Source organism: Granulicella mallensis MP5ACTX8 (genome assembly GCF_000178955.2).
Lineage (GTDB): Bacteria > Acidobacteriota > Terriglobia > Terriglobales > Acidobacteriaceae > Granulicella > Granulicella mallensis.
In genome coordinates, this window is sequence record NC_016631.1 from 6052188 (window position 1) to 6068508 (window position 16321).

Below are 16321 nucleotides of genomic sequence, written 5' to 3' on the forward strand. Positions count from 1 at the left end.
CAGGCTCGAACGCTCGAGGTAGAAAAGGTGCGAAGAGTTTGGGCGAGACTGCAACCCTCGGGGTCCTTCGACTCCGCGTCCCCAAAAGCTGGGACGCTACGCTCAGGATGACGATTCTGTGATGAGTTGATTGAGCTAACTATTTACCTACTTACCTACCAACTACCGCGCTCACCAAAGATCTCGATTACATGGCCAAGACGTTCCGAGCCCTTGAGCCAATTCACCTGCAGGCCATTCTCAACACGATCGGGGTCGCCGGCAAGGATCGCACGAACGATCTCGTCATGCTCTGCTACCGAGAGATGCAGGTCCTTGATGATCGAGCTTGCATACAGTCGCCAGTAGCGCTCCGTCTGCGGCTCGATCGCCTTGTGCAGCGTGGTCATGCGAGCGCCCGCACCGTACTTGATGATGAGGCGATGGAACGAACGATCGTTCTCGAAGATCTCTCCCGGATGGCCGTCACGGTCTTTCGAGATCACTTCGAGACGCTCGTTAAGCTCCTGCAATTGCGCGGCAATATCTTTACGCTCCGCCGCCGGCAGTGCAGCGATTCCCCGCCCCGCAATCCCTTCGAGTCTTCCGATAATCAGGTAAAGCTCATTCGCGTCCTCTTTTGTAAGAGGAGCGACGATCATGCGTGACTTCTTCACGTTGCGGTGTTCGAGAATATAGCCTTCGCGCTGCAGCCAGTGGATGGCTCCGCGGACAGGGGTCCTGCTCATATTCAAGCGCTCGGCGAGTTCAGCTTCGAGGATCCAGGTGCCTGGAGAGAGTCGGCCGTGAACGATCAGTTCGCGAATCTCTCGAAACGCAGTTAGCAAACTCGTGCCGTGCTCGGCTTTTTCTCGGGGAAGGGCCACGCCTGCGCTCTCTTTTTTCTTTTTCATGGGTGTTCCGGGTGCTGTCGACAATTGATTTTGTGCTCCAGTGACACTGTACCTTTTTTTCACATTTGAGAGGTACGAATTTTAGCTTGAGAATGTATCCAAAATCGTCGACAACGCGGTATTATTTCTTATGGAAATCAGGCAATCCGTCCATGTAATCGACTCCCATACTGAAGGTGAGCCGACCCGAGTTGTAATCTCCGGGGGACCCGATCTCGGAGATGGGCCTCTCCCCGAGCGTTTGCAGCGGTTTTCGAGCCAATTTGACCATTTTCGGTCCGGGATCGTGTGTGAACCGCGCGGTTCCGAGGTGGTTGTAGGGGCACTTTTGCTTAAACCCGTGCAACCGGATTCCTCAGCCGCCGTCATCTTCTTTAACGATGTTGGCTATTTAGGCATGTGCGGCCATGGAACCATCGGAGTGTTGACCACCCTCGCCCATCTTGGCCGGATTGGGGTGGGCCTGCACAATATCGAGACCCCTGTGGGCACCGTGCAGGCTACGCTCCACCAGGACGGAAGTGTCACCGTCGAAAATGTGCCGAGCTATCGCTATCGTTCCAAGGTAGAGATCGATGTACCGGGATATGGCAGCTTTACCGGGGATATCGCGTGGGGAGGAAACTGGTTCTTCCTCGTGGAAGAAGCCCCCTGCCCGCTGACGACTGCGAACCGAGGGAAACTCATCGAAGTTTCTACAGCTATTCGTGAAGCCCTGCATGCAAACGGCGTGACCGGGGCCGACCGAGCCTATATCGACCACATTGAGTTTTTCTCGGAACCGGAAGACGAGCTCAACTCCTCGCGCAACTTTGTGCTTTGCCCCGGCGCCTCGTTCGATCGCTCTCCCTGCGGCACCGGAACCAGCGCCAAGATGGCTTGCCTGTACGATGACGGCAAACTCGCGCCCGGAACCATATGGAAGCAGGAGAGCCTTCTGGGCACCGTCTTTCAGGGCTCCGTCCGCGAAGGTAGCGATGGACAGGTGAACCCCAGTATTCGCGGACATGCGTGGGTAACGGGTGAATCGAGATTACTGTTTGCTGAGGATGATCCCTTTTCACAAGGAATCAAGTTCTGAGATGAAATGCTTTGATGTCCTGATTATCGGCGCCGGAATTGTCGGTAGTGCCGTAGCCCGCGAGTGTGCATTGCTGGGTTGGCGCGTCGGTGTAGTTGAAGGCGGTACACCGGCCGGAGGAGCCACCGCCGCGGGCATGGGACACGTAGTCGTAATGGACGATTCGGCGGCACAGCTTGCGCTGACGGCGTTCTCTCGTTCGTTGTGGCACGCGGAGTCAACGAAGTTTCCCAAATCGGTGGAGTACGAGGGCCGCGGAACGATATGGGTGGCCGCCGATGAAGAAGAGATGGCCGAAGTCGGCACCCGGCAAAAGGTGTATGAAGAAGCCGGTATCGAAGCGAGTCTTCTAACAGCAACCGAACTTGCAAAGCAGGAACCAAACCTCCGCCCTGGTCTGGCGGGTGGTTTGCTCGTGCCTGAGGATGGCGTGGTGTATCCGCCAGCAGCAGCAGCTTTCTATTTGTCTGAAGCCAAGCGCCTGGGAGCAGAGGTGTTCTATGCGAGGGCCTTATCGGCTTCGCACAAACAGGTGCGTCTCAGCGATGGCACAGAACTCACGGCTGACCGTATCGTGTTGGCCGTGGGAACGGAGTGCGATCTGCTCCCTGCTCTGCCCATTCAGAAGCGCAAAGGGCATCTCGTCATCACGGACCGCTATCCGGATTTTCTTCACCATCAACTGGTGGAGCTTGGTTATCTCAAAAGCGCGCACAAGGTAACGGACGATTCGGTGGCGTTCAATATTCAGCCGCGACAGACCGGGCAGTTGCTGCTGGGCTCTTCACGGCAGTATGGCAATGAGCAGCCGGAAGCAGAAGCAGAGATGCTGCGACGCATGATCGACCGCGCGAAGCAGTACATGCCAAAGCTCGAAAACCTCTCTGTGCTGCGAGTATGGACAGGATTTCGCGCCGCGACAGCCGACAAGCTCCCGCTCATCGGACCGGCGGCGGGACTTTCCGACGACAGCTCATTATGGCTTGCCGCAGGCTTTGAAGGGCTCGGCATTACGAACGCGCCAGGAGCAGCCCGGCTCCTGGTCGATGGAATGCTTGGGCGCGAATCGGCCATTGATGCCACTCCTTATCTGCCTATACGACTCACGGAACCGGCAAGGCTTGCCCATGCCTAAGCTTCTTTCCATCCTCATCAACAACGTGACCTACCAGGTAGCACCAGGCACCACGGTTGCCGCCGCCATGTTGCTGGCGCAGCAGCCGAGCCGGATCTCCGTCGACGGAGATCCCCGCGTAGCTCTTTGCGGCATGGGCATCTGCTTTGAGTGCCGTGCCGTGGTGAATGGCACATCGCATCGGCGCACCTGCCAGATTCTGTGCGAAGACAACATGACCGTGGAGACAAATTCATGAGGCACGCGGAGGTTCTGGTCATTGGGGCTGGCCCCGCCGGTATCGCTGCGGCCACAGCGGCGGCTGAGAACGGATGCAAGGTCATCGTGCTCGACGATAACGTCACAGCCGGCGGTCAGATCTGGCGCGGTGCGACCGTCAGCTCTGCGAACACACAGGATGCCGCGAAGCATAGAGCGATGGAGAGGCTGCAGCGATCCGGAGCCCAGGTGCTCAACGGCCGCAGTGTATTTAGCGCAGAGGCCTCGGGGACAGTACAGACCTTGCAGGAGACGACTTCCGGCAGCGTGGTCGAGCAGTTTCACTTCGAGAAGCTGGTCCTCGCAACCGGAGCCCGCGAACGGTTTCTCCCCTTTCCAGGATGGACGCTTCCCGGCGTCTTCGGCGCTGGTGGTTTGCAGGCCCTGGTCAAGGGAGGCTACTCCGTCGCAGGGAAAAAGATAGTCGTAGCGGGGACAGGCCCCCTGCTCCTTGCGGTTGCGGCACATCTCGCAGAAGACGGTGCTGTCATTTCGAGTGTTCTGGAGCAGGCTACGTTTGCGAAGCTTGCTCCCTTTGCCGCATCGCTTTGGACACATCCCGCGAAGCTGGTGCAGGGCGCCCGCTTTCGCGGCAAGCTCTGGAAGACCCCGTACCGGGCCGGCTGCTGGGTGATCGAAGCGATAGCTGGAAGCGGACAAACGTTGGAGGCTGTACGCGTCACTGACGGCACGCGTACCTGGACGGAGCCTTGCGACCTGCTGGCTTGCGGATACCACCTCGTGCCCAACACAGAGATTGCAGCGCTTCTCGGCTGCACATTCCGCGAGAGCTTTGTGCAGATCGATAGCGCGCAGCGCACCTCGCTGCCGAATGTATTCTGCGCGGGAGAACCTGCGGGCATTGCAGGGCTCGAAGCAGCGCTGGTGCAGGGTGAGATCGCCGGATTAGCCTGCGCTGGCTGCAGCCACGCGTCCCTGCAAAGACGTGCAGCCGCTGAACGGGCCTTCGGCGACAGGATGGAGAAAGCCTTCGCCTTGCGCGCGGAGCTGCGGTCGCTGCCGCGTCCCGACACGATCGTGTGCCGATGCGAGGACGTTCCGTTTGCACGTCTGCAGGGCCATCAAGGATGGACTGATGCAAAGTTGCAGACGCGGTGCGGCATGGGTCCGTGCCAGGGCCGCATCTGCGGTCCAGCGATCGAACAGCTTCTGGGATGGAGGCCTGTCTCCATACGACAGCCACTCTTTCCCGTTCCTCTTCAGGCGTTCTGCTTTCCGGACGCTAGCGAAAACAACACAACCGAAATTGATTAAGGAGAAAGCATGAACTGGTCTGGCGTACTACCTGCAATGACAACCCCCTTCGACACGAACCTGAAGGTGGACCACAAATTTTTGGCGCAACATGCAGCCTGGCAACTGGGCAATGGCTGCGAGGGACTCGTCATGCTGGGCTCGCTCGGCGAAGGCGCGACCCTCGAGCATGACGAGAAGATCGCCATTCTGAAGACAGCCGTGCGTGTAGCTGGAAAGAAGCCTGTGGTTGCGGCTATCTCTTCCCTCTCCACCCACGGCGCTGTGCGCCTGGCGAAAGAAGCAGAAGAGGCTGGATGTTCCGGCCTGATGGTATTGCCGCCGTATGTTTACACCTCCGACTGGCATGAGATGAAACAGCATGTCTCGACGGTGATCGGTTCGACGAAGCTGGAGTGCATGCTCTACAACAATCCGGTGGCGTATAAGACTGACTTTTTGCCGGCTGAGATTGCTGAGCTCGCCGCCGAACACGCGAACCTCAAGGCCGTCAAAGAGTCGAGCGCGGATGTGCGGCGCGTCTCCGCTATTCGCGAAGTGCTCGGCGACCGTTTGCGCATCTGCGTGGGTGTGGATGACGTCCTGGTAGAAGGCGTCGGCGCCGGTGCTGTTGGCTGGGTCGCGGGTCTCGTCAACGCGTATCCCGCCGAGTCAGTTCAACTCTTCAACCTCGCAACAGAGGGCAAGCACAAGGAAGCCTTCGAGCTCTATCGCTGGTTCCTGCCGCTGCTGCGGTTGGATACGGTGCCGAAGTTTGTGCAGCTCATCAAGTGGGTGCAGGAGAAGGCAGGTGTAGGTTCGGCGCGTGTTCGTGCTCCTCGCCTGGAGTTACATGGTGCAGAGCTGAAGGCTACGATTGCGATCTTCGAGAAGGCCCTGGCGGAGCGTCCGTCCGTCAACGAAAAGCCGTTCGCGGAGTTCGCTGGAGCATAACTCGTTCGCTTTACTAACAAAGGCCGCACAGATTTCTGTGCGGCCTTTGTTGCAATAGATGTACCGCTGCATTCTTGCCCAGCCCCCACAGAGACATAAAACAAAAAAATGGGCTTGTGTCATTGAATCGGCACAAGCCCCAGGTACGGCATCGAGAAGTTAGAAGGTAACGTTGGCCCGGAGCTCGATACGACGCGCTGCCTGCGCGGTCGTACTGGTCGTTCCGAAGGTTGTACTCTGGGTGCTCAAAACGGTGGTGCCAGTGCTCATAATCCACTCGGGATGGTTGAAGGCATTGAGGAAGATGCCCTGAAGGTTAATATGCACAGCCCTGAAGATGGGTAGGTCCTTCGTTGCCGCAAGATCGAAGTTGTTCCACTTCGGTCCATAGATGAAGGGCAGATTCCCTTCGACGCCAGGGGTCGTATTGGGTACGACGTAGTTGGGATTGGCGGTGCTAGTGCCTTGGAACTTTGATCCGATGAAGTTTACATAGGTGTTGCCGGGCTTAGAGCGAGTGATGCCTACCGACTTCTGAATGTCGTGCGCTGAAGTGCCGCCGACGAAGGTGACGCCGCCATCCGAAGCCGAATTGATGGTGGAGGAGAGACCGCCGGTAAGAGGATACGGGGCTCCACTCTGGTAGAGGAAGATCATGCCAGCCGTCCAACCGCCAACAGCATAGTTCGTGAGCTTGCCGTGGCTCAGGAAAGCCTTGTTCTTGCCAAAGGGAAGAGCATAGGTCCCGCTCGCTTTGAGCGCGTGACGGGTGTCGTACGAGATCGGCTGATAGTTGTAGTGCAGGTTGTGCAGGGTGATGATCGACGCTGCGTTTCCAATAGATCCAGCAGCCTCGTTCGAGGAGAAGCCGAGCGTCTTGCCATAGGTATAGTTGACGTTCAGATCGAGACCGTGCGAAACCTTCTGACGGAACTCCATCTGAAGCGAGTTGTAATTGGACGAACCCTTGCTGCTCGTGAGGCTGGCACCGGATCCCTCAAGGTAGGGATTGACCTGAAACAGGTTGCTGGGGAAGTTAGATCCCGTCGGAGAAGAAGCTACAGCCTTGCACGGCGCGAAGGCCTGGCTCACGACGTTGCAGAAGTAGGTTTCGTTGTTCGCAATGGCTGCGGCCAATCCTCCAAGAGAGCCGTTTTTGAGCAGAGTTACATAGCTGCCGTTCGTGAATCCGCTCGCGGAGCCACCGGCAAAGGCAGCACTGAGAATCGGCATGGCAGGCCCGCCGCCACGGTTGCTGAAGTCGTTGGGGTGCCCTGCTGCCGTATTGATGGCGAGATTGCGCTGTGCGGCGATGAAGTCCTGGTAGAAGCCATTGTTGAGCGAGTTAATTTCGTTGTAGTTGATCGCAATCCAATCGTGGATGCTGCGATTTCCGACGTACCGGATCTCAAACGCGCTGGAGTGCCCGATCTGCCGCTGAATACCAAGGGTGTAAGACTCAACATACGGCTGTTTGATGTTGGGATCGATGGCAGCCGGTGCTCCTGAGCCCTTGAAGAAGAGCGATGCCTGAGGGATGGTGGTCTGGTAGGTAGCGGGCGACGCGAAGAATGTTCCCATCGTCGGGATAGTCGCTGTATTGACGCAATTGGCAATGTACCCGGTGCAGGAAGAAGGCGGAGTCACCAGCTTGATAGACCCCGGGGTGTAATACTGCGGCCCAATGCTATTGCTGGCCGTCAGACTATTGTTATTGAAGAAGTTATAGCCCGAGTTGGAAGCAGCCTGCCAAAAGCTCTGTCCGCCCTCAGTGTAGTTCTTAAGGGTGTAACTGCCGCGGATCACCGTCTTGCCGGCTCCAAAAAGCTTGCCTAAGAAGCTTTCGTCTCCGCTGGGATTCCAGGCGAAGCCGATCTGTGGCTGTGGCAGAACAAGGCTGGAGTTGTACTTATGTTGTGACGTCGTATAAAGCGGATTCGGGCTTCCTGAGTTAGCCCCCGGTTGGAAGATATTCATGTACCCCGAGGAACCGAACAGGTCGGCGGCCGAAGGTCCCGTGTATCCGAGATGGGCGTCGTGGATGTCGCTGATGAAATCCCAGCGCAGACCATAGTTCAACGTCAGGCCGGGTTGCGCACGCCATGAATCCTGGACATAGAGGCCGCCACCCATGGATTTTTCATCGAGGAAGTAGGAACCCGGAGTGGTATAGGTGCCGGTCGCCGGATTGACCGGTAATCCATAACTGGCGCTCGTAACGCGGCCGTCAAGCCAGCCATACATGGCCGTGACGTCACCCTGTGCACCGCTGAGGTTGCCGGGAAGATTTCCGCTCGCTCCGCTGGTAGGCACGAGACTGTTGATGGCGTTGAAGGCAGGGTCCTGGCTGATCAGCCCGAGATTGATGGTAGTGGGCCCATCCGCTGGATTGTAAAAGTGGTCCTGCTGATGCCAGAAGTTACCGCCGAACTTAATCGTGTGACTTCCCTTTTGCCAACTCACATCATCGTTGCCCTGGAAGTAGGGGTAGTAGTTTCCCTGCGGGACAATTGGGAAGTTGCCGCTTGAAATGCCCTGGAAGTTATAGATTGTGAGACCTTGCGAAGCTACATCAAAGCCCGACGCCGAAGGACTATTGAGACTATGCGTATAGAGGAAGCCCGCCTTGAACTGATTGACCAGGGTCGGCGTGACCGTATAGTCAACTCCAACCGCGGCTACATAGTTTTGGGAGAAAGAACCCGTAGTCTTGACCTGAAAACCGCCGGGAAGCGGGTCCTGATAAATTCCGTCGTTCGTGTTTCGAGTGAGGTTAGCGGAGACACTGATCTGGAGTCTCGGGGTAACGGTATAGTCGAGCCGCCCACTGGGATAGAAGATCGTGTTCTTCGCCGGTACCGCAAAGTTCAGAGTCCTGGTATTGAGTTGGGTGGTTCCCTGCGTGAAGGTGCCGTCCTGGTACACCCCTTGATTGAGATTCTGCTGGAATAAAACTCCACCATTGACGTTTGGATCGAGACCGGCAGCGCCGGCTCCCTGCAGAACGTTGATCGTTGAAACGCCCCCGCCTGCGTTGAAGTAGTTATAGTTTCCCGCCAGCGCGGACATCGTCGGAAGAACGGTACCGATCGTATTGGAGTTAGGTGAGATGCGCGCGGAGAAGTTCGCAAAGAAGAAGAGCTTATCCCTGAAGATCGGACCACCGATCGAACCGCCAAAGTCGTTGATGAGGAGATGCGGCTTCGCCAGGCGAGGAGTCTGAAAACCGTACGACCAGGGGAAGGCGTTCAACGACTCGTCCTGGTGGTTCTCAAAGATGCTCCCGTGGAACTTGTTGGTGCCACGCTTGGTCACAAAGAGCGTCTGCGCGGCGCTTTGGCCACCGCCCTGGCTGGGTGGCAGTTCGCCGCTCTGCACCGTAAACTCCTGAATATTTTCAACGCGGAATGTAATAGCGGAGCCCGAACCATTGCCCGCCTTTCCTCGCGACGAGGTTGAATTGATGCCGTCCAGATTTGCCTGATACCCGGCCTGCGGGGTGCCATTGAAGGTGCCAGTGCCGTTGCCGGTAGCGGACGCATACCCAGGCGAAAGCGCCTGCAGCGCGATCAGGCTCCGGTTGGCGACAGGCAGGTTGTTCACTTCCTCGAGATTGATGGAGGTGGAAAGCGTATTCGAGGAGGTCTCGAGGACCGGCACGGACAGGGCGGATACATCAATCTTCTCGGTGTCGCTGCCGACCTTGAGGGTGATATTCAAGGGTGTCGCAACGCCGGCCTGCACGAGAATCTTGTCGTAGGAGAGGCTGCCGAAGCCCGGATGATCTACGGTCAGGCTATAGGTCGAGGGGGGCAGCGCGTCAAAGGTGTACGTGCCGGACTTTAGCGTTGTGCCCTCGTGGGTGACGTTCGTCTCATTGTCCCGTAGCACCAGGTGTGTGCCGGCCAGGAGCGCTTTCGTGGAGTCCGTAGTTTGGACGGTAATGGATCCGTCTGTCGTCTGAGCCGAAGCGACGAAGGCTGTGAGAGAAAAGATGGCTCCTGCCGCCCAGATACAGAACAGCGCGCCGTTTAAAAGTCTCTTAATCATGAAAGTCACCTTGGCTAATGTATTCAAAATAGTATTTGTTGAAGCACGTAAACATTCATCTACAGAGGTGCACTCTGTCAATAGCTTTTCAGCTCGGCGCAAGATTTCTTATCCGTCATCCCTGTACGATCAGAGCCTGATGCAGTCCTGGCGGGTTGAGCCGGCCGCGTTGGCTTTCCGTAAACGACACAATCAGCTGTCGTTACCTTGGACAGCCCGCAAATCCATGAATCTACTCCGGGACAAGAACGCCGCATTTCACGTCTATTTCTTTTCTCCTACATCCGCCATATAAAAGTTCATAATTGGATTCTTTAGCATAAAAAATCCATAAATATAACTTCTCCTTTTCAGGTATTGCTCACCCTAAAGGGTGTCTGATCGCTCTTGAAATGCGAAGGTCTGGCGGGCACTTTATTCACAATCGTCAGTAACTGGGGAAGTTTCTTATGCATCATTGATTCCGAACTTCAACGGGCATCCTGCCCCTTTTCCGGGATGGCTGCCCCACGAGACAAGTGGTAACGATTGATGACAAGCAGCTATAGAAAAGGCCTTCTCCATGCTTGAGATGGAGAAGGCCCGTTTGGATCAATCTATTTATCTAGAACCGGAAGTTGCCGCGGAGCTCTATGTTTCTCGGGCTGTTGGCAGTTGTACTTGTGGTTCCGAAGGTAGTGTCCTGCACGCCTGTATCCATGCCGTTCCATGCCGTATGGTTGAAGACGTTCAGGAATTCGGCCTGCAGAGTCAGGTTCATGCTCTTATAAACGGGAACGACCTTCGTGAGCGCCGCATCTGTGTTGATCCACTTCGGATCATGCAGCCACATCAGATAACCGAAGGTTCCAGCATTGAAGTTCGGACTGATATAGGCATTGTTCGCCTGTCCCTCGCCCGTATAGTACTTCGAGTCGAATAGATTCACCCACGGATGACCGTTTGAGGGCCGGATGTGGATCTGCTTTTGCAACTGCGCGGGCGTGACACCGATCAAAGAGATACCGGAGTCGCTGGTGTTTGTCGTTTCGGTGCCGCCGTTGAACAGATGCGGATCGCCACTCTGATAAGTAATGATCGTACCCAGGGTCCATCCGCCAATCACAGAATCTACAACACGGTTTGCATGGCTGAAGAACTGCCGATTGCGTCCGAAGGGCAGATCGTAGGTGCCGCTGACGTGCAGCACATTCCGTATATCGAAGGCACTCGGGAAATAGTTCAGTCGCTTGTTTCTTAGCGTGTAAAAGCCGGGAGCACTGTTCCCCTGGCCACCATAGATGCCGGGAGCTGTACTTCCCTGCACGCTGGTACCCAGCGACTTGGCGTAGGTGTAATTCGCATTGAACTGCATGCCGTGATACGAGTGCTGACGGAAGTCGATCTGCAACGCGTTGTAGTTCGAGTATCCAGCGTTCGTCAGTTCCACGACCTCTCCATTGGCAACAAAGGGATTGGCCTGGAAGAAGTTGATGGGATAGCCTCCAGCGCCGGTCGCTCCCGCAGCGCCACATGGTGCAAAATGGGTAGCGCCCACCAGGGAGCAGAGGTAGCTGGGATTGCTTGCAAGGTAGTTTGCAAACGCTCCGGCCTGTCCTTGATTCAGCCAGGTAATGAACTGGCTGTTCGTGAAGTTGCTCTGGAGACCGGTGGTAGCAAATGCCTGGTTGAGGATCGGGGTTGGATTGTGTCCCTGGAACGTTGTTCCGCCGGACGCAGCCAGGTTAGCCTGCGCGCCCTTGAACTCACTCAGGAAGCCATTCTCGAAGACGTTAATCTCATTGATATTCTGGCCGAGCCACTGATCTTTACCAACATTGCCGACATATCGCACTTCAATGACATTCTTGTCATTGATCGCATACTGGATGCCAAACTGCCACGACTCAACATAAGGCTGCTTAATGTGCGGATCGATCGTCGTAACCCAGTTACCAGAAAACGTTCCGAGCGACAGCGGGACCGTGTTGGAGAACGGAACCGGGAATTGAGCTGCTGTCGCCGGAGCGGCAGATTGTCCCAGTACGAACGAACCTGCGTTATAGAACCCGGCACCGGGTGCTGTGCCGGATGGAATGACGGGCACAGCCGTGTAGTTGTTCTGGAAGTTAGCTCCTCCGTTCGAGCCGAAGGTCCAGAAGTTCTGCGTGCCTTCGACGTAGTTTTTAAAGGTATAACTGCCGCGGATCACAGTCTTACCATTTCCGAACAGACGTCCCGTCCAGCTATTTGGATCTCCATGGGGACTCCAGGCGAAGCCGAAGTTCGGCTGCGGATGGACATAGGTAGGCGCGTACGCCTGCGATGAAGTGCTCTCGGTTGGGTTCTGAACGCCCGACAACGTGCCCGGCATGAAGAGGTTGTTCACACCGGAAGGGCCCCAGAGATTCGCCACATCAGGGTGCGTGTAGAAACCCGTGAGATCCGTCGAAGCGCCGGTGAAGTCCCAACGAAGGCCGTAGTTCAGCGTAAGAGTTGGCGTCGCTCTCCAGCTATCCATCGCGAACAACGCTGCCTGCGTCAACCGCTCGTGCAGGTCGAAGTCAGTATGAGGGTCGTACTGTTTCGTTTGAGTATTTACAAATTCGCTCGTGCTGTAATAGTTGACGCGTCCGGTCAGAGATGCGTACAAGCTCTGCACATCTCCCTGAGCTGAGGTCGGAGCGTTTGCGGAAAGAGCATTGATCAGCGCATTTTGGACGGGGTCGCCGGTAGCGATGCCATTTGCCGTAAAGCTGGGAACAAACAGATTGTTGTAGTAGTGGTCAGGTTCGCTACCTGCTTCTACACCGAAACCAATCGTATGATTTCCCTTTTGCCAGGTTGAATCGTCCTTCACCGCAATGGTGTCATACAACGATCCGCCTGAAAGAGAATTGAAGGGATTGATACCACTGGTCAGGCCAAAACCAAGGACGATATTGCCGGTATCGAACATGGAATCTGTAGGAATGCTTACACCCTGTGTGTTGTATTCAAAGTGCGTGTAGAGAAAAGCGGCACGGAACGCATTGACAAAAGAAGGGGTGATCGACCAGTCGAAGCCCGCGGTCGCCTGCCAGTTCTTGGTGAAGCTGCTCCCGGACTGATTGGCATAAGCCGCGCCAGGATAGGGCGGAGCCCCGGTGTTGGTGTAGTAGGAAGCTGTCTCATTCGCCGTACCCGTCAGCCGGAAGTTGTGGCTCACGTCGTAATCGATCCGGGCGGTCGGATACTTGATGACGGTTGCGCCCTCGACGGGAAAGTTCAGGTTGTTGTGGTTCAGATCAAGCGGAGTGATCGTCGCTCCGCCAACACCATACGATGCCTGAGCAGTCGCGAATGCCGCCGCGATGGTGGGATTAAGCTGCCCCGTACAAGTCGCGCACCCGGCGCTCGCTCCGGCCTGGAGCACATTGACGGTCTGCACCGTGGAGGAGTTCGTCGGAATATAACTGTAGTTTCCAGCCAGAGCCGCGGCTGTCGGGATCTCCGTGCTGTGCGTGAAGCTGGAGGGTTGGCGGAAGTTCGACAAGCTGACAAAGAAGAACAGTTTGTCCTTCCACAGCGGTCCTCCGACGCTTGCACCGAAGTCATGAATAATCAGATCGGGCCTCGGCAGGCCGACATAGTTGTTGTACCAGGTGTTGGCGTTCAAGCCGCGGCTGCGATAGTCCTCAAATAGCTGACCATGAAACTTGTTCGTGCCGCGTTTGGTCGTAAAACCTATGTCCATCGTGGAGCTGCCGCCATGGCTAGCATCCAGTTCGCTCGTTTGAACCGTCATCTCCTGCGTATCTTCCAGGAGTTGCGTGGTTGCTGAACCATTGTCTGCAAATCCGCTGCTCTTATTGCGAGCGGTCATCGTGGAAAAACCGTTCGAGCTGACGTTAACCGCTCCGCCGGGAAGATTGTTGAAGTTGTTGTTGACGGCTCCCGGTACGAGAAATGCGAGCGGGCCCGCATCGCGACCGCCCAGAGGAAGCGAGTCTACTTGTTTCAAATCGAGCGTTGTCGTCAGAGCATTCGAAGTCGAATCCAGAATGGGGGAAACGTCACTCGAAACCGAGACGCTGGTTGTCGCAGCTCCGATTTTCATCGAGACCTTCAGGTTCGATACCTGGTTCGTCTGGATCGTCACCGAAGGGTAAACCTCTGTCTCAAAGCCATCCTTCGAGACAGTGAGGATGTATTGAGCAGGAGGAAGGTAAGGAATGACCGCTGTACCTACGCCCTTGGTGACGCTGGTATGCACGTCGTTAGTTCCCAGATCCTTCAGTACGATCGTCGCGCCTGCGATGGCAGCCCCCGACGGATCCAGAACGGCGACGTTCAGGGAGCCGGTGGACAGATCCTGGGCCCACGCCGACGGCCAGATCGCGGTGATGGACATGAAAAGGAGGATGGAGAAACAGGCAAAGATTGCTCCTGCCGTGCGTGTGGCGAATCTGCTCAGAGACATAGGTCGAAGCCCCTCTTATGGTGTCTCCGCCATCTCGTGGCGGAGGGTTCGAGTTGGCGTTTCCGGCCAGTAAAGGTTTACTGACCAACCGCAAAGAGTTTTGCTATCGCAGAAGCCCCGAAACAATCCACGAAAGCTAGTGCGGTCTAACGAAAATACTTTTTTGTTTCTTAGCGGATGCCAAAATGACGTCAAGTCTCTAGATAATGAGAGTCTCTTGGCTTATGTATCCAAAATAGTATTTGTTCTGATACGTAAACATTCTGCTAAGGAGGTGCATTCTGTCAACAAGTTTTAATCCTGCAGCAAGATTTCTTGCACGTTATGCCTGTACCATCAGGGCCTAATGCAGTCCTGGCGAGCCCGGCGGCCGCACAATTTTTCCAGCAAACTGCACAATCAATGGTGTTTACCGGAAAATTCCGCAGATACTGGGGCCTGCTCCAAGGGCAAGGGGCCCGTATTCCGCGTTCCTCTCTTTTTCCCACATCGCTATAAAAAGTTCATAATTGGATTCTTAAACAAGAGAAGATCATGAAAATGATTTCGCTTTCTCAAGTACCGCTCACCATGAAAGGGCACTTGAGCTTCTCTTGAACACGAAAAGTTTGGCGAGCACTTTATTCACAATCATCAGCAACCAGGGAGAGTTTCTTATGCGTCATTTCTTTCGAGCTTCAACGGGCACTCTGGCCCTTTTACTGGGCTACTTTCTCGCGGGAACTCAACCTTCTTTCGCGCAGACAAATCTAAGCGGGTACTGGGACGCGCGCACGCCAAACCCCGGTAATGACGGCACCTTTCGCGATACCTACTTTGAGATTCAGCAGAGCGGCGAGACCCTCAGCGGCACGCTGATCCGGAGGCCGAACGGCATTCCCATCACCGGAACATTCAAAGACGGAGCGATCCATTTTGTGACCGTTCCTCCAACTCCGCCGCCCCCGCCCGCAGGCGCAACCGCTCGTCCCGCGCAGCGGCCGATGACCTTTGACGGTACCTATGAGGACGGCAAGCTGCTGCTTCAAACCCAGGGACGCAACGGCATCGTGAAATCCGTCGCCGAAAAAGTGACCAAGGAAGCGACCCTGCCCCCGCCGCCGCTACCATTGCCGGAGCTCAAAGACCTTCCCGACAACGGCCTGGCCCGGACGCCGCCGATGGGCTGGAATAGCTGGAACAAATTTGCAGGCAGGGTTGACGATGCCGCCGTGCGCGGGATGGCCGATGCCATGGTCTCCAGCGGTATGAGCAAGGCAGGCTACGTCTACATCAACATCGACGACACCTGGGAGCTAGGCCGCGACGCCAACGGCAACGTCACCACGAACAAGAAGTTCCCGGACATGAAGGCGCTTGCGGACTACGTGCATTCGAAGGGCCTGAAGATCGGCATCTACTCGAGCCCCGGACCGAAGACGTGCGCGGGATATGAAGGAAGCTTCGGGCACGAGGTGCAGGATGCGAAGACGTATGCCTCTTGGGGTATTGACTACCTGAAGTACGACCTCTGCAGCGGACTCGACATCTACAAGGACGATGCGCCGACGCTGCAAGCGATCTACCAGAAGATGGGCCAGGCACTCCAGGAGACGAACCGGCCGATCATCTACAGCCTCTGCGAGTACGGGCGGGCCTCCGTCTGGACGGGCTGGGGAACGAAGAGCGGCGGAAACCTCTGGCGCACGACCGGAGACATCTCCGACCGCTGGGATTCGATGGACAAGATCGGCTTCAGCCAGATCAAGATCGCAGAGTATGCCAAGCCCGGACACTGGAACGATCCCGACATGCTGGAGATCGGCAATGGCGGCATGACAGCCGACGAGTACAGAACGCACATGAGCCTGTGGTCGCTTCTGGCGGCGCCTCTCATCGCCGGCAACGACCTGCGCACCATGACGGATGAGACCAAGAGCATCCTCATGAACTCGGAGGTTATTGCGATCGATCAGGACCCCGAGTACAAGCCGGTTGTCTCCGTGTCGAGCGAGAACAAGGTCGAAGTGCTGATGCGCCCCCTGCACGACGGCTCGGTCATCGTCGGCCTCTTCAATCGCAACGACGCTCTCACAGACGCACAGTTCGCTCGCAGCATCTTGCCGGCAAACCTCACGGGTAAAAAGACGAAGGTACGCGACCTCTGGAAGCACGAGGACGTCAAGATGGAAGGCGACACCTTCAAAGCAACTATCCCGAGTCATGGCGTGGTGCTGTTGAAGATCAGCTCCCGCTAAACCTCACGCACGCAGAAA

At 56.2% G+C, this 16321-nt stretch carries 9 protein-coding genes; 6 read left to right on the forward strand and 3 right to left on the reverse strand.

All coding sequences use genetic code 11. The features are described 5' to 3' along the window. Positions 1-155: 155 nt before the first annotated feature. A complete protein-coding gene (locus ACIX8_RS23535; protein WP_014267906.1) occupies positions 156-893 on the reverse strand; it encodes a GntR family transcriptional regulator in 738 nt (245 codons plus the stop codon). A 130-nt stretch (positions 894-1023) separates the two neighbouring features. On the opposite strand from ACIX8_RS23535, the gene ACIX8_RS23540 reads away from it, so the two are divergent. The 5 genes from ACIX8_RS23540 to ACIX8_RS23560 are packed head-to-tail and all read left to right on the forward strand — an operon-like array spanning position 1024 to position 5575. Then, on the forward strand, positions 1024-1974 hold the full coding sequence (locus ACIX8_RS23540; protein ID WP_014267907.1) for a proline racemase family protein: 951 nt from the start codon (positions 1024-1026) through the stop codon (positions 1972-1974). Between the two features lies 1 nt (position 1975). Next, on the forward strand, positions 1976-3109 hold the full coding sequence (locus ACIX8_RS23545; RefSeq protein ID WP_014267908.1) for an NAD(P)/FAD-dependent oxidoreductase: 1134 nt from the start codon (positions 1976-1978) through the stop codon (positions 3107-3109). Then, on the forward strand, positions 3102-3347 hold the full coding sequence (locus tag ACIX8_RS23550) for a (2Fe-2S)-binding protein (RefSeq protein ID WP_014267909.1): 246 nt from the start codon (positions 3102-3104) through the stop codon (positions 3345-3347). The genes ACIX8_RS23545 and ACIX8_RS23550 overlap by 8 nt, the downstream gene beginning before the upstream one ends. Next, on the forward strand, positions 3344-4642 hold the full coding sequence (locus ACIX8_RS23555) for an NAD(P)/FAD-dependent oxidoreductase (RefSeq protein WP_014267910.1): 1299 nt from the start codon (positions 3344-3346) through the stop codon (positions 4640-4642). Before ACIX8_RS23550 ends, ACIX8_RS23555 begins: the two co-directional genes overlap by 4 nt. A gap of 9 nt (positions 4643-4651) precedes the next feature. Further along, positions 4652-5575 carry a dihydrodipicolinate synthase family protein gene (locus ACIX8_RS23560; protein ID WP_014267911.1) on the forward strand — a complete coding sequence of 308 codons (924 nt, stop codon included), beginning with the start codon at positions 4652-4654 and terminating at the stop codon, positions 5573-5575. 159 nt (positions 5576-5734) lie between these two features. Here ACIX8_RS23560 and ACIX8_RS23565 read toward each other — a convergent pair whose 3' ends face one another. Both ACIX8_RS23565 and ACIX8_RS23570 read right to left on the reverse strand, forming a co-directional pair. Then, positions 5735-9625 carry a carboxypeptidase-like regulatory domain-containing protein gene (locus tag ACIX8_RS23565; RefSeq protein WP_014267912.1) on the reverse strand — a complete coding sequence of 1297 codons (3891 nt, stop codon included), beginning with the start codon at positions 9623-9625 and terminating at the stop codon, positions 5735-5737. A 604-nt stretch (positions 9626-10229) separates the two neighbouring features. Beyond that, on the reverse strand, positions 10230-14066 hold the full coding sequence (locus ACIX8_RS23570; protein WP_014267913.1) for a carboxypeptidase regulatory-like domain-containing protein: 3837 nt from the start codon (positions 14064-14066) through the stop codon (positions 10230-10232). Positions 14067-14722: 656 nt separating this feature from the next. On the opposite strand from ACIX8_RS23570, the gene ACIX8_RS23575 reads away from it, so the two are divergent. Continuing rightward, entirely contained in the window at positions 14723-16303 is a 1581-nt protein-coding gene (locus ACIX8_RS23575) for a glycoside hydrolase family 27 protein (protein ID WP_014267914.1), read from the forward strand. Positions 16304-16321 lie beyond the last annotated feature (18 nt).

What these genes read in the sequence shown, in the direction of transcription:
- ACIX8_RS23535 (WP_014267906.1), bottom strand. Translation starts at nt 893, where the DNA reads ATGAAAAAGAAAAAAGAGAGCGCAGGCGTGGCCCTTCCCCGAGAAAAA.
- ACIX8_RS23540 (WP_014267907.1), top strand. Translation starts at nt 1,024, where the DNA reads ATGGAAATCAGGCAATCCGTCCATGTAATCGACTCCCATACTGAAGGT.
- ACIX8_RS23545 (WP_014267908.1), top strand. Translation starts at nt 1,976, where the DNA reads ATGAAATGCTTTGATGTCCTGATTATCGGCGCCGGAATTGTCGGTAGT.
- ACIX8_RS23550 (WP_014267909.1), top strand. Translation starts at nt 3,102, where the DNA reads ATGCCTAAGCTTCTTTCCATCCTCATCAACAACGTGACCTACCAGGTA.
- ACIX8_RS23555 (WP_014267910.1), top strand. Translation starts at nt 3,344, where the DNA reads ATGAGGCACGCGGAGGTTCTGGTCATTGGGGCTGGCCCCGCCGGTATC.
- ACIX8_RS23560 (WP_014267911.1), top strand. Translation starts at nt 4,652, where the DNA reads ATGAACTGGTCTGGCGTACTACCTGCAATGACAACCCCCTTCGACACG.
- ACIX8_RS23565 (WP_014267912.1), bottom strand. Translation starts at nt 9,625, where the DNA reads ATGATTAAGAGACTTTTAAACGGCGCGCTGTTCTGTATCTGGGCGGCA.
- ACIX8_RS23570 (WP_014267913.1), bottom strand. Translation starts at nt 14,066, where the DNA reads ATGTCTCTGAGCAGATTCGCCACACGCACGGCAGGAGCAATCTTTGCC.
- ACIX8_RS23575 (WP_014267914.1), top strand. Translation starts at nt 14,723, where the DNA reads ATGCGTCATTTCTTTCGAGCTTCAACGGGCACTCTGGCCCTTTTACTG.